The sequence below is a fragment of the Noviherbaspirillum pedocola genome (assembly GCF_016632335.1).
GTDB lineage: Bacteria > Pseudomonadota > Gammaproteobacteria > Burkholderiales > Burkholderiaceae_D > Noviherbaspirillum_A > Noviherbaspirillum_A pedocola.
Genome location: NZ_JAEPBG010000017.1, coordinates 1 through 13937, shown reverse-complemented (window position 1 = coordinate 13937; position 13937 = coordinate 1). Strand labels below are relative to the sequence as shown.

General features: G+C 63.9%; 10 protein-coding genes. 2 read left to right on the top strand and 8 right to left on the bottom strand.

Annotated elements, in window-relative coordinates; all coding sequences use genetic code 11:
- Positions 1 to 12 precede the first annotated feature (12 nt).
- From JJB74_RS25950 to JJB74_RS25915, 8 genes are all read right to left on the bottom strand, one after another.
- Positions 13 to 474, bottom strand: coding sequence for a type IV pilin protein (locus JJB74_RS25950; protein WP_200597002.1), 462 nt, complete (start codon positions 472 to 474; stop codon positions 13 to 15).
- 11 nt (positions 475 to 485) lie between these two features.
- Positions 486 to 3689 (bottom strand): pilus assembly protein, encoded by a 3204-nt coding sequence (locus JJB74_RS25945; RefSeq protein ID WP_200597000.1) that lies wholly within the window; start codon positions 3687 to 3689, stop codon positions 486 to 488.
- Between the two features lie 15 nt (positions 3690 to 3704).
- Positions 3705 to 5375: a group II intron reverse transcriptase/maturase gene (gene ltrA, locus JJB74_RS25940; RefSeq protein ID WP_200596998.1), complete on the bottom strand. Its 1671-nt coding sequence runs from the start codon at positions 5373 to 5375 to the stop codon at positions 3705 to 3707.
- 572 nt (positions 5376 to 5947) lie between these two features.
- Positions 5948 to 7783 carry a hypothetical protein gene (locus JJB74_RS25935; protein WP_200596996.1) on the bottom strand — a complete coding sequence of 612 codons (1836 nt, stop codon included), beginning with the start codon at positions 7781 to 7783 and terminating at the stop codon, positions 5948 to 5950.
- 16 nt (positions 7784 to 7799) lie between these two features.
- The gene (locus JJB74_RS25930) at positions 7800 to 8390 is read right to left on the bottom strand and encodes a pilus assembly PilX family protein (protein ID WP_200596994.1); all 591 of its coding nucleotides are present in this window, start codon (positions 8388 to 8390) and stop codon (positions 7800 to 7802) included.
- 4 nt (positions 8391 to 8394) lie between these two features.
- On the bottom strand, positions 8395 to 9318 hold the full coding sequence (locus JJB74_RS25925; protein WP_200596992.1) for a PilW family protein: 924 nt from the start codon (positions 9316 to 9318) through the stop codon (positions 8395 to 8397).
- Positions 9315 to 9899, bottom strand: coding sequence for a type IV pilus modification protein PilV (gene pilV, locus JJB74_RS25920; RefSeq protein WP_200596990.1), 585 nt, complete (start codon positions 9897 to 9899; stop codon positions 9315 to 9317). Before pilV ends, JJB74_RS25925 begins: the two co-directional genes overlap by 4 nt.
- A complete protein-coding gene (locus tag JJB74_RS25915; RefSeq protein WP_200596988.1) occupies positions 9896 to 10453 on the bottom strand; it encodes a GspH/FimT family pseudopilin in 558 nt (185 codons plus the stop codon). Before JJB74_RS25915 ends, pilV begins: the two co-directional genes overlap by 4 nt.
- Before the next feature lie 444 nt (positions 10454 to 10897).
- Between JJB74_RS25915 and JJB74_RS25910 the strand changes: the two genes are divergently transcribed.
- Together JJB74_RS25910 and JJB74_RS25905 are read left to right on the top strand one after the other, a co-directional pair.
- Complete coding sequence (locus JJB74_RS25910; RefSeq protein WP_200596986.1) at positions 10898 to 11917, top strand: TRAP transporter substrate-binding protein; 1020 nt, start codon at positions 10898 to 10900, stop codon at positions 11915 to 11917.
- Between the two features lie 25 nt (positions 11918 to 11942).
- Entirely contained in the window at positions 11943 to 13814 is a 1872-nt protein-coding gene (locus JJB74_RS25905) for a TRAP transporter large permease (protein WP_200596984.1), read from the top strand.
- Positions 13815 to 13937 lie beyond the last annotated feature (123 nt).

Below are 13937 nucleotides of genomic sequence, written 5' to 3'. Positions count from 1 at the left end.
GGAAGCGATCCCTTACCAGCAGGCCCCGATCGACGCAGCCGTCGCTGGCGATTTCGCGCCGGTGCTGTCGAGCTGCAGCGTGCCGCAGGGCGCGCTGGCATTGCTCGGCGTGGCGGTGATCTTGTAGGCATCGGTGATCGTGGTGACGCTGCCATCGATGGTGCCGGCCTCGACCTTGATCTTGTACTTGAAGTTCGACGCGCTGCTGCCGGTGTAATTGGTCCAGCCCGACGGCGCCGCCGCCGGCGCTTCAGCATAGGCGAGATAGCTGCCGTTGTTGGTGTAGTAGCGTTCCTGCGTCTGCGCGATGTCGAGCATTGCGGTCTTGGCTTCGGCGAGCTCGCCGCGCTGCACATAGCTGCGGTAACTCGGCCACGCCACGGCCGCGAGGATGCCGACGATGACAACCGCGATCATCAATTCGATCAGGGTGAAGCCGCGCGCGGCGCGGCGATGGCGGATGGGGAAATGCATGAGGTCGTCCTTCATCGATTGATCTGGCGCCAGTCGAGGCGGCCGAAGCGGCCCGGGTTGGTCTTGGCCACGCAGACCGGCGTGGAGTCGCCAACCGCGGCCGGAAAGCAGGTCAGCCCGTACAGCGCGGCGCTCGCGGTCGGCCCTTGCAGATTGCGCACGAACCCCCAACCCGGAATGAAGCTGCTGTCGCAGGCAATGCCCGAGGTGCCGCCGCAGACCTGGCGCGTTGCGGCGGTCTGTCCGCTGACGATCGCCTGCCCGGCCGCGCTGGCATTGAATGTGGCGCCATTGTCAGTCGCGCCGCCGGCGATGGTCCGCGACGACACCACCACGTTCACCGCCTGCGTGCCGGAATTCGGCACCGTGCCGGTGGCGATAAAGCCGGTCGCATTGTTCGGGAACACATACACCGGGCTGCTCGGCGCGCCGCCATACAGCGTAGCCAGGTTGTATTCGATGCCGATGGTGTTGCCGGTGCAGGGATCGGTGGCGGGCATGAGCGTGGTGAAACTCACCACGCCGCCGGAGGTGGAAAGCGTCGGCGCGCTGGAGCGGGTGCGCTCGCCGCTGCCCGGCAGATCGAATACCCAGCCCAGTTGCCGCTGCCCGGTATTGGATGGCGCCACCAGGGCCGACGGACACAGCGCGGTTGCGGCCGTGGTCTTGGCCACGCCGGCATAGTTCGGCTGGCAGTTCGACATCACGCCGTAGCAGCCATCCGTGCCCGCGGTGCAGGCCACGCCGGCGGACGTCACATAACTCAACATTTGCTGCGGCTGCAGCTGCGAACGGGCGACCGTAGTCGCATGATCGTCGCGGTCCCAGATGCCGTAGAGGCTTTCGGTGTTGAACGGCCCGAACGGGTCGGCCACATCGACCCAGGAGCCGGTGCCGAACAGCACCATGTAGCCGCCCTGCGGATGCGCGGCGACTTCGATGCCGGTGGTGATCTGCTGTACCGCGCCGCCGCTGGTCTTCGCGGTGAACAACGGCGCTGGCTGGCTGTTCGCCGCCAGGTCGACTTTCCAGTTGCCCGGCGTGGCCGACGACAAATCGAGCTTCCACAGCTGGCCGTAGCGATCGCCGGCGTAGAGGATGTCTACTGTGCCATTCTGATCGCGGTCCACGGCGGCAAGTGCCGACACGCCGTTCGGCGTAGAGACCGATTCGCCAGCGGCGGGCAGCGCGATCTTGAAGTAGTTGGTATTCAGGGTCCAGCGCCGGCCGGCGCCGGGACCATCGATGTAGGCGATGTAGACATAGGCGCGGCCGCTGCTGCTGGCGCTGCCGTCGGCGGCGGTATTGTTGTAGCCGCCGCCGAAGATCACCGCCCACTTCCTGTTGTTCAGCTGGCGGATGACCGGCTTGCCGAAGGTATAGCCGAGGTCGGCATCGTCGCGGTCGGTGAATTCCCACAGCACCTTGCTCGTGCCGAAGGCAGTCGGGTCAGTCACATCCAGCGCATAGATGCCCTGCCCGCCCGCGTTCAGGCCGCCGGCCAGTACCGTCTTCCACGAGGCCTGCGCATCGCAGGCGGTGCCGGCAGCATTGCCGAAGCAGGCGTCCGACACCGTCGGGCTGCCGTCGACGAAGAACTTGTGGCTGTAGTTCGGCGACATTAGTTGCGGCAGATTCCGGTACACCGGGCTGGGCACATAGGCGAACAGCTCGGCGCCGCTGGTCGAGGTGGGCGATGGCGCGCCGCTTGCATCGACGGTGTAGGACGCGTCATACGCATGCAGCATGCCGTCATTGCCGCCGACGTACAGCGCGGGACGGCGGTTGCGGTTGGCCTGCGCGAATGCGGCGTAGCCGACGCCGGACAGCGCTGATGGCTGCGCCACGAACACCGGGTTGGAATTGATCACGTCGCCGAGCAGATCCGTCGCGCCGGTGGTTGCCGACGGTGCGCGCGAGCGCCAGCCGTAGTTCGGATTCGGATTGGCCGTGGTCGTGCCCGCCGCGTTAGCTTCCTTCGACTGGTCGCCAAGAATCCAGCTGATGCGGTCCGCGCCGAGGGTATCCGGCGTGCCGAACGGGTCTGCATTCAGGAGCGCCTGCTGGCGCGAAGACAGGCTGCCGAAATGCGCGGCGTCGAAGGCCACGCCGGTGCGCGCATTCGCGGTGCTTTCCGCGCTGCCGTCGGCGGCCAGGCCATCGTTGAAGCTGAACACCTTGCGCGCGCCGAAGGCCGGCAGTTTGGCCGACGCCTTCCACGCCGGCGCGGCCGCAATGTTGCCCGCGATGTCGATCGCCAGCGCCTGCACATCGCCCTGCCAGCCGCCGGAGTTGTAGGTGGCGCGGTAGATGTAGGCGCCGGTGCCGGTGTCGAGCGTGCCCGAGGATTGCGCCAGCGCCGCTTCGTCGCCGATCTGCGCGGCGATGGTGGAAATCGCGCTGCGCACCGAGCTGATCATCGATTGCGGATCGCCGGCGCGCAGCAGGTTCTTTGGCCAGGACACGGTGGAGCCGGTGGCGCTGTAGCCCGGCGGCGGGTTCGAGGCGCAATTTCCCGCGGGCAGCGTGATGCTGCTCATCGCCGGATTGGCCGTGGTCAGCCATTGGCCGGCGGCGTCGTAGGAGTCGGGAATGCCATATTTGGCGGTGAGCCAGAACTGGCTCTGGTAGCCGCAGTCGCGCGCTTCCTGCACGTCGATCACGTAGCTCTGCACATGCTGGGTGCCGGCCAGATCGGGCCGGAAATCCTTGCTCGCCGCCCACCAGGACAAACCCGCCATGCCGAAGCCCGCGCCGCCGGCGCCGGTGTTGGCCGTCGGCAGGCCCGACATGCCTTCGAGCGTGCCGACCGTGGACATCGCGGCGGACACGTTCACGCCGCTGTCGCCGGCCAGCGAACCGTAGTCGGCCGCATGCGCGTTGCCGTTGGCATCGGTGTAGGCATTGCAGACCGAATTGCCCACGGACCCATGCGTGTCGCCCGGCAGGCGCTTGTCGCACCAGGTGTGGACGTCGCCGATGGTGATGATGTAGTTCTTCTGGCAGGAATACTGGACCGGGTCGTCCCAGTTCGTGATCACCGGGAAGCCGTCGCTGTTGGAAGCCTTCGCGCCCTTGTAGAAGTCCGCGGTCGGGTTCTTGCCGCCGCGCAGATACTTCAGCGTCTCGTAGTACAGCTTGCCGACGCCGGGTAGCGGGGAACCATCGCTGGTTCCCGCCCCCTCAGAACCGTGCGTGCGCCTTTCGACGCACACGGCTCAAGCGGATCACTATGCATCCCGTGCCTTTGCTCCATGGATTTGCTGATGACAGTACAAGTGCAGTAGACGTATGTTTTCCCGCTCGTTCCCGCCGCCCCGGCTTCGCCAGACTTGGTGGTGTTCGTGCAGTTCCTCGCCATTAACAAGCGGGGTTCGGCAGACCGGACACAACCCTTTCTGTTTCTTGGCCAAATCCCTTTGCCGTGGCGGCAAGTCGGCAATTTTCACCTTCCTTCGCTCCGACCAATATTCTTGAAGGGATGGGTCGTCAGGCGAGGCACGCCCCTGAATAAGGACATGCCTGACGATAGGCGTCCAACCGAACATCAGGAGATGCGCGTTTGTCCGCTTGTCCCCGAATACCCAATGGTTATCTCTGCCGCGGCGGAGTTTCCCCCAGTATTTCTCGCGGCACCATTTAAAGGATTTATTCGGGTGGCGGTGTTTTACATACCTGACGCAGCGCCGGAACATGAAGGCATCCAAGGTATAGAAAACGTGCTTGGAGACCCCAATTCGGAAGTAATTCGCCCAACCCCGAATGATCGGATTGAGACGTATAAGCACCTGCGATACGTTGTGCCCCTTGAGGGAGCGCCATTCGTCCCGCAGTTTTTTCCGAATCGCTTCCTGCGACTTGCGACTTGGTTTGATTAGCAGCTTCCAGCCCGAACGGCTGGTTTTCTCCGCTCGGTAATGGCGAATGTTATAACCAAGGAAGTCGAAGCCGTCCGTAAGATGGACTATCCGAGTTTTTGACGGGGATAGTCGCAACCCTCGTTCTGCGAACCATGCCGAGATTTCAGCCTTTGCCGCTTGGGCGTCGCTTTCCGACTCGCAAAACACCACGAAGTCGTCTGCATATCTCACCAATGCACGCGGTCCCACGAGTTCCCCTTGGGTCTTGTATCTGACGCCAAGAGCTTTTTCCATCCCGTGAAACACGATGTTTGCCAACAGTGGGCTAATCACGCCACCTTGCGGTGTTCCTGCCTCGGTCGCGTGAAGCTCGCCCACTTCCACGTAGCCTGCTTTCAGCCATTGCCGGATCAGTTCCCTACCGGGAGCTGGGCCGAGGGCCTTAAGCAGAGCCTCGTGTCCGATATTGTCAAATGCGCCTTCGATATCAGCATCCAGCACCCACTTCTTGCGCTTATTGGGTCGTGCAATATTGTAGATTCTGGCGATGGCATCGTGGCAGCCCCGTCCCGGTCTGAAGCCATAACTGGATATTTCAAACTGCGCTTCCCAGTAAGGTTCCAGCGCGTTTTTCATTACCGCCTGCATTGCGCGGTCGATCATGGTCGGGATGCCTAACGGGCGCATCTTCCCATTGGCTTTTGGTATGTAAACACGTCTTGCCGGTTTCACTCGCCACGGTTGATATTGCCCCAAAAGGGACACCAATCGAGCGCGTTCTTCCGGTGTTTTTACCAGCACTTTATCGACACCGGGGGTGTTCTTCCCGGCGTTGACCTGCGTCACCCTGCGCACCGAGACCAGTGCGTTCGAGTGACTACGGAGCATTAGCTTTTGCAGAGAAGCCGCCTTGCGGTGGTCTCCCTGCTGGGATGCCCGGAAGATACGTTGTCGCAGATTGCGCACGCTCTGTTCGGCCCGCGCCCAATTGGTCGCGTTCCAGTCAGTGCGTTCTTCGGTTCCGTTTGCAGTTGCCTGCATCCAACTTTCACCTCAGCTAGCAATCCACACATCACCCTTCGGATGATCCACCAGATTCGCGTCAGCACCCTTTCGGGTCAGGTATTTCCATGCCTTTCAACATGGCCTTATCCGGCAGGTTATGTATTCCCTTTGCCTTTCGGCTGCCGGCCTTCGCTTCTCGAATCCTCCTACATCCGCTGAGGAATTGAGCCTTCCTTACGGTCGGCCTACTACGAGTTGCCTCGCAGACCCCATCGGAGTTCCACGTTCCGCATGACGGAGATACGGTCGGGGTGGGTGCCCTCTGTACGCCGGGATCGTGATGCTCTCCCCCGAGATAACGACCGTCTCAGGGCACAATGATCCAATATCGCCGTGACATCCATCGTTTCGACGACCAACCTTAACGACGCTTCAGACAAGGGTTCCTCGCGTCACCCGTCCGACCTTCACCTTGCCCGGCTCGACCGGATGGTTCGGTCTCCCCTTGGGCGTTTCCCCTCGGCTTCGTACCCGTCCATTACTGGTCGCGCACGCGAGGGTGGTGACAGAACTGAGCATTGTTCTGGATCTATATGAGATCACTCCTTTCAAGCGACATCGTGTCGCAAATCGTCATAGGTCTTGTACGACTTCGACACGCTGCCGAACTTGTTGATGTAATTGATCACGCCGGTATTGCTGGTGCTGCCGATGAATGAGTTCACGGTCGCGCTGTCGCCGGCGTCCGGATTGGCATACAGCGTGCCGTCGCCCGCCGCCCATTCCGCGTTCGGATTGGCCACTGTCTGCCCCGCCGAGGAATACATCGTCGGCGCGACGTACTTGGCCTTGGAGCGCAGCACCGCGTTGTCGATGTCGTTGGCCTGGAAATACGAGGTCACGCCGAAACGCATGATGTCGCCGTTCTGCTGGATGGTGCCGGTCGGCTTGTAGCTGCTGCCGTACTGCTTGCAATTGGATTCCAGCGAAACGGTCGGATCGCACACCTGCACCCGCACGTTGTAGGTCTGGCTGCTGCCGAAGGCGACGCTGTACGACGAGACGTAGTAATACACGCCGCTGCTGCTGGTGGTGCCCGGATAGCTCGAGATGTAATAGCTGGCCTGCGTCGTGTTCGACTTGTAGGTCAGCGTGTACTGGGTGTAGTAGGTGTACTTGCCGCCGCCGATCGAGGTACTCGCGGTGCTGCTGTTCCTGACGCTGTTGCTGACATAGGTTTCGTTCGTGCTGGTCGCGCCGCCGGTGGTGAATCCAAAGCTGCTGTTGCAGTAGTAGACGCCCTTGTTGTCGGCCTTGAACGAAGTACAGGTCGCGACATCGCCATTGCTCATCGGGCAATTGATTGCGGTGCTGCCCGACACCGCGCTGCAGCTGACGTTTTCCGAAACCTGGCCGCCCTGCGTGGTCGTGGTGAAGCTGCTCGTGCTGTTGCCGCTGCCCGTGGGCGCGAAGGTGTAGCTGGCGCTGCCGCTGGAGAAGGTGTTGAAGCTCGAGCAGAGATAGGGCGAAGCCGAGGTGCCGCTGCCGCTCCAGGTGTTGCAGGTGCCGGTGGCGCCGCCGGACATCGTCAGGTCGCAGAAGAACGGCGAACTGGCAAAGCTCGGGTTCGCGCAGGTCACCGTGGTTGACGAGGAGCTGCTGCCGCTGCTCGCGCTGGACACGCTTCTTTGCGATGCCGAGGAAGCGGTGATGCCGCCCGCATAGCTGAACGCGGTGCAGAGGTAGGGCGAGGAACTCGTGCCGCTGCCGCTCCAGGCGGTGCAGGTCGCCGTCGTACCGGAACTGGTCAGCACGATGCTGCCGCAGCTGAAGCTGCCGTTGGCAAGCGTGGGATTGTTGCAGTTGGCCACATCGGTGCCGTTGGGCGTGACCAGCATCTGCGCGCCGCGGTTCCAGTTCTGTATCGTCAGCGCCGAGCCCGTCACCGGATACGGCGTGGTGGTGCCGTTTTCGACGAAGGTCTTGTCCGTGAAATTCGATGAAGCCGAACCCTGGTTCGGCAGGTAGGTGCGCTCCAGCACCGTCAGCGACGCGCTGTCGACGACGCGCTGCCCGCCCGTCATCGCATAGCGGAATTCATCCAGGCCGGTCATCGTGGCCCAGTTCAGGAAGTTGCCGCTCCAGGTGCTGCACGCATGGTTGTTGGCCGCGGCGACCGGATAAAAGTAACCGCTCGAGGTGTTGTAGCTGTAGCACTTGTTCGGGTCGAAATAGCCGAGGTATTCGTTCGTCGCCGAGTAATCGCTCGCGCCCTGGTAGGCCGCGGTGATCGCGGTCGGGAATTCGGTGGACAGCGCGAACATCACGTTCGGTGGCACGCCGCCCTTCAGGCTTAGCGGCACGTCGGCCAGCGTGCCGGCCGAGGCCAGTTGCGGCAGCAGCAGGAACAGCGCAGGGATGAGCGCATGGAAAAATCGTGTCATCGCGATGAATGCCTCTTCATTTCTTGATGTCGAGCGGCCGATAGACTTCCTGCAGCACGACGCGGCTGTTGGGCAGGCGGCCGCGACCCTGGGCGGTGATGCGGAACGCCTTGTTGCAGCTGCCGCCCGTGAGCGAGCCGAACGTGGTGCAGACCATCTCGATCATGTAGCGCGGCTGCCAGGCGCTGCGCACGCCGGAAATCTGCGGCGAACCGGTTACGGCGCCGATGACGATGCTGGCAGCGCCCGTGCCGCTGCCGTAGAAGTCGAGCGCATCGACCGGTTGAAAGGTCTGCTGCTGCGCCGACGTGGCATCGCACAGGCCATTGGTGCAGGACAGCGTGAAGTCCAGCGGGTCGACCGGCTTGTACGGCCACTGCCAGGCGCCGGTGATCTGCAGCTCCGCGTCGCGCAGCGCTGCTTCGGCCGCGGCAAAGGCGATATCGAGATCGCGGGCATTGCGCGACACCTTTTCCTCGGACATCGTCGAATTCGCCAGCGACAGGCCGACCATCGTCAGCACCAGCAGGAAGACCAGCGCCGTGATGAGCGCTACGCCGCGCTGCGTCACGCCGGAAAGCTTGCGGATCGTCGTCACTGGCTTCATCGCTTCATTGTCCGCAGTAGCCGAAATTGCGCACCGCGATCTCGGTGTTGAACAGCTTGCGCAAACGGCTGTCCGCCGGCGCAGTGAACTGCGCGCCGGCGTCATTGTTGGCCAGCACCATCGTCGCCGGATAAGCCGGCGCGGCGCTGGTGCCGCCGAAATGCGCGAACGTGGTCGTTCCCGGACCCAGCGCCACCGGGTTCGGGCTGCGCGCCACCAGCGACACCTTCACCGCCGCCACCTTGTGCGCCTGCGCCACCAGCTGCCAGGGCACATAGCGATTGACGATGCCGTCGCTGTCGCTGTCCTCCCCGAACAGCAATTGCAGGCTTTCCACGCCAGCCACCAGCGGCAGCGCGCCCGGATGACTGGCCGTTGCCGGCGCCGGATTGCTGGTGTAGCACCACAGCGTCGGCTCATTGTTGTTGGCCGGATCGGCAGCCACGTACAGCGTGTCCTCGACCAGCGTATTGGCCGCGACCGGATAGCCGTGGCAGTCGGCCAGCGCCACGGTCGCGTTCGCCGCTTCGCCGTAGTAGCGCACCCGCAGCACATCGCTGGCGTTGGCGATCGCGGTCTGGGTGCCGCCGGAAAAGTCGGCGCTGGCCGGATTGATGCTCACGCGGTCGTTGCTGCCCTGGATGGGCGCCAGCGGATTGGGACCGCTCGGACAGAATTCCGCGACCGCGCCGCTGCCGATCTGCCAGGTATTGCGAAAGCCGGCCTTGCGCAATTCGCGGCCGACCAGGTCGGACGCAAAGCGCGCGGTCTCGGACAAGCCCGTGGCATCGTCCTGCGTGCTCTTGACCGCCATCGCGCCGAGATAAACCCGCGCGGTGGCCGCGGCCAGCACCAGCGAGATCGTCAGCGCCACCATCATCTCGATCAGGGTGAGGCCAGCTTCGGCGGCATGCGGATGGCGCTTCATAGTCCGGTCCAGGTGCAGAGCATGCCGCTGCCGCCGGCGGCGAAGCCAGCGGCGGCCGTAGCGCCGCCAGGCGTCGGCGTGCGCGCATCGTCCCAGCACACCTTGACGACGAACTGCCCGGCGCCGCTGCAATTCCAGTTGATCGTGGCGCCGGATACGGCAGGCGCATTGGTCGCGGCCGCGTCGTCGCGGCACACGGTGCCTGCGCCGCGCGGCAGCGCCGCGGCCACCGCGCTTTGCCACATCGCCACGGCATTGCCGACGTAGTCATTGCGCGCGCAGCCGCTCGAACCGAGGCAGGCGTTGGCCGCGGCAGCCGTCGGCGCGGCGAAGCTCGCATCGGTGCCGGTGACACCCAGCGCCGAGGGATTGGCGCGCAACACCTCGGCCATGGCCTGCGCCTGCTGCGCAGCTACAGAGCGGTAGTTGGCGGAACCTGTCAGGCGCAGTCCCTTGCTGGTCAGATTCAGCATGCCGAACAGGCCGACCGACAGCAGCAGCAGCGCGACCATGGTTTCGATCAGGGTGTAGCCGCGCGCTGGTCGCCGCGCCTGATGGCGGCGGGAGGAAGGGCGAATCATGGGCAGGTGACCTTCATCGACGAAGGTCGGCCGCTGGCATCGACCCGCACCTGGCGCCCGCTCGTGCCGGACCCGGCGCACAGCCTGATGCTGCCGCCGGCAGCCGGAGCGCCGCCCTGCAGCAGCCCGCCATAAGGACTGAAGGTGATCACGGCATCGGTGAAGCCGGCCACGGTCGCGCTGAGATTGCCGGAAATGCCATCGGCGAGCTGCAGCAGCGCTTCGCTGCCCGCCTGCCGGCTGCCGCTGCGGTCGACATCGACGAATACCATCCAGCCGCGCGACCAGTTCGCGCCGGACGTGGAACAGCTCGCGCCATGGTCGGTGGTCGGACACAGCACCACCCACGCGCCGCGCGACGCCGCCTCGCTGCGTGCCAGGCGCATCCCGGACAACAGGCTGCCCGCCTGGCTGTCCACGCGCGAACGGATCAACCAGGTGGAAAAACTCGGCACCGCCACCGCGGCTAGAGTGGCCGCGATGCTCAGCGTTACCAGCATTTCCATCAGGGTAAAGCCGCGCGGCGTGATCGGGATTGGGCCAGGGCTAGTCATGCATGCGAAGGCATCGTGGCGTGGTGAAATTCGGAAATGAGCAAGCCTACGCGATATTTTTCCGCATGGAAATAAGAACGGACGTGCATGTATCACTTAACGCACATTTGTTGTGACGTTTTCCTTTCTTGCAACGTGCAGCCGCCCCGGGTACGGGTTTCCGCGCAAGGATGAATGTGACGCCGCGGATTTCTGCGCAGGCTCTACGCCGACCCTCCTTCCCAGCGTGTGCTTGCTCTGCGGAAGTGCCTGCCCTACCCTGCAGCGTCTATAATGGCCGCCGCAACAACAGTCGACTTTCGGACTAATGAGCGTTCAACGAACATGACCCGAAAGCCGTCACTGTTAAAAAGAATGACGCGAACCGGCCGCCGGCGCCCCAATGCACCGACGCACCGACGGCCTCACAGGTTCGCCCGGTTTTCCATCCACACAGGAGACTCCATGTCCGACCTCAATCGGCGCAAATTCCTTGCGCAAGCTGGCGCGCTCAGCCTGGGCGCCGCCATCGCCGCCAAACCCGCCTTCGCGCAAACCGCCGAATACACGCTGCGCTTCGGCAGCAACCTGCCGGCCATCCACCCGCTGAACGTGCGCGCCAATGCCGCCGCCGATGCGATCCGCAAGGAAACCAATGGCCGGGTCGATATCCAGGTTCATCCGAACAACCAGCTCGGCTCCGACACCGACATGCTGTCGCAGGTGCGCTCGGGCGCGATCGACTTCATGACCCTGTCCGGCCTGATCCTGTCCACGCTGGTGCCGGTGGCATCCATCAACGGCATCGGCTTCGCCTTCAAGGATGACCAGCAGGTCTGGGCGGCGATGGACGGCGAGCTCGGCGCCCATGTGCGCGGCGCCATCCAGAAGGCCGGCCTGCATCCGTTCGAGAAAATCTGGGATAACGGCTTCCGCCAGATCACCAGCTCCACCAAGCCGATCGCCACGCCGGCCGACCTGAAAGGCTTCAAGATCCGCGTGCCGGTCAGCCCGCTGTGGACCTCCTTGTTCAAGTCGCTGGACGCTGCTCCCGCCAGCATCAACTTCGCCGAAGTCTATTCGGCGCTGCAGACCAAGATCGTCGAAGGCCAGGAAAACCCGCTGGCCATCGTGCAGACCGCCAAGCTGTATGAAGTGCAGAAGTACTGCTCGCTGACCAGCCACATGTGGGACGGCTTCTGGTTCCTGGCCAACGGCAAGATGTGGAACAAGCTGCCGAAGGATCTGCAGACCATCGTTGCCAAGCACATCAATGCCGCCGGCCTGGCCCAGCGCGACGACGTGCGCCGCCTGAACAACTCGGTCGAAGTGGAATTGAAGGGCAAGGGCATGGTCTTCAACAACGTCGACAAGGAAGCGTTCCGCGCCACGCTGAAGAAGGCCGGCTTCTATAGCGAATGGCAGAAGAAGTACGGTCCGGAAGCCTGGGCGCTGCTGGAGAAATACACCGGCAAGCTCGGCTGAGCACTTAACCTCGCAGGAAAAACCGATGCAAGCCACCACCACCGACCATGCCGGCTTCGGCATGGCGGCGCGCCGCCCGTTCTTCGCGCTCGCGGATCGCGCCATCGCCTGGATCACCGAAGTGCCGGCGGCGCTTCTGGTCGCCGTCGAAATCATCGTGCTGCTCGCCGGCGTGATTTCGCGCTATGTGTTCAATGCGCCGCTGACCTGGTCCGATGAACTCGCCTCCATCCTGTTCCTGTGGCTGGCGATGCTCGGCGCGGTGGTGGCCTTGCGCCGCGGCGAGCACATGCGCCTGACCACGCTGGCGCAGCGCCTGCCGCCGCGCGCGCGGCGGGTGGTGGCGCTCGGCGCGGAACTGGTGGTGGCGGTCTTCCTGCTGATGATCATCATGCCGGCCATCGAGTACTTCCAGGACCAGCTAATGATCACCACGCCGGCGCTGGAAATCCAGGATGGTTATCGGGTGCTGGCCATTGCCACCGGCGCGGCGCTGATGATCGCGATCACGCTGCTGCGGCTGGCCGAGCGCAGCAAGCCGGGCGAACTGATTGCCATGCTGGCGCTGTTTGCCGTCCTCATCGCCGGGCTGTGGCTGGCGCGGCCGGTGTTCTTCAAGCTTGGCAACATCAATCTCCTGATCTTTTTCGTTGGTTTGGTGGCGATCAGCGTGGCCTGCGCGGTGCCGATCGCGTTCGCTTTCGGCGTGGCTACGCTGGCCTACCTGGCGCTGACTACCAATACGCCGCTGACCGTGGTCGTCGGCCGCATGGATGAAGGCATGTCCGGCCTGGTGCTGCTGTCGGTGCCGCTGTTCGTCTTCCTCGGCCTGTTGATCGAAATGACCGGCGTGGCCAAGGCCATGGTCGATTTCCTCGCCGCGCTCCTGGGCCATGTGCGCGGCGGCCTGGCCTATGTGCTCTTGGGCGCGATGTACCTGGTGTCGGGCATCTCGGGCTCGAAAGCGGCGGACATGGCCGCGGTGGCGCCGGCGCTGTTCCCGGAAATGAAGCGGCGCGGCGCCGATGAAGGCCGGCTGATCGCTCTCTTGTCCGCCTCGGGCGCGATGTCGGAAACCATACCGCCGAGCCTGGTGCTGATCACGATCGGCTCGGTCACGGGCGTGTCGATTGCGGCGCTGTTTACCGGCGGCCTGCTGCCGGCGCTGGTCGGCGCGGCGGCGCTGGCAGTGGTCGTGTTTTTCCATAACCGCGGCGAAAATCTCGACGGCGTGGCGCGGGCCAGCGGCGGCCAGATCGTGCGTTCCTTCCTCATCGCGCTGCCGGCGCTGGCCCTGCCCTTCGTGATCCGCGCGGTGGTGGTCGAAGGCGTGGCCACCGCCACGGAAGTCTCGACTGTGGGCATTGTCTACACGGTGCTGGTGGGCCTGTTCATTTATCGCCGTTTCGACTGGAAGCGGATTTATCCGATGCTGGTGGAAACCGCGGCGCTGTCCGGTGCGATTCTGTTGATCATCGGCTGCGCCACCGCGATGGCGTGGGCGCTGACGCGTTCCGGCTTTTCGCATCAGCTCGCGTCAGCCATGTCGGCCATGCCAGGCGGACGCGCGGGCTTTCTGGCGGTATCGGTGCTGGCCTTCATCGTGCTGGGCAGCGTGCTGGAAGGCATCCCGGCGATCGTGCTGTTCGGCCCGCTGCTGTTCCCGATCGCGCGCGCCATCGGCGTGCATGAGGTGCATTACGCGATGGTGGTGATCTTCGCCATGGGCCTGGGTCTGTTCGCCCCGCCCTTCGGCGTCGGCTTCTATGCCGCCTGCGCCATCGGCCGGGTGAATCCGGATCATGCGATGCGCCACATCTGGCCGTATCTGGCGGCGCTCTTCGTCGCGCTGGTGCTGATCGCGGCGGTGCCCTGGATTTCGATCGGATTCCTCTAGCGCGGTTGTCGAATTAATGTAGGGTATAACCGCAGAGCTGGAACCAGCTTTTGGCATCGGACTCGGTAATGTGGTCAATAGCTTGTTTGAGCGCCTCGTCGAGGGCGGTGCGCGTGCGGGCTT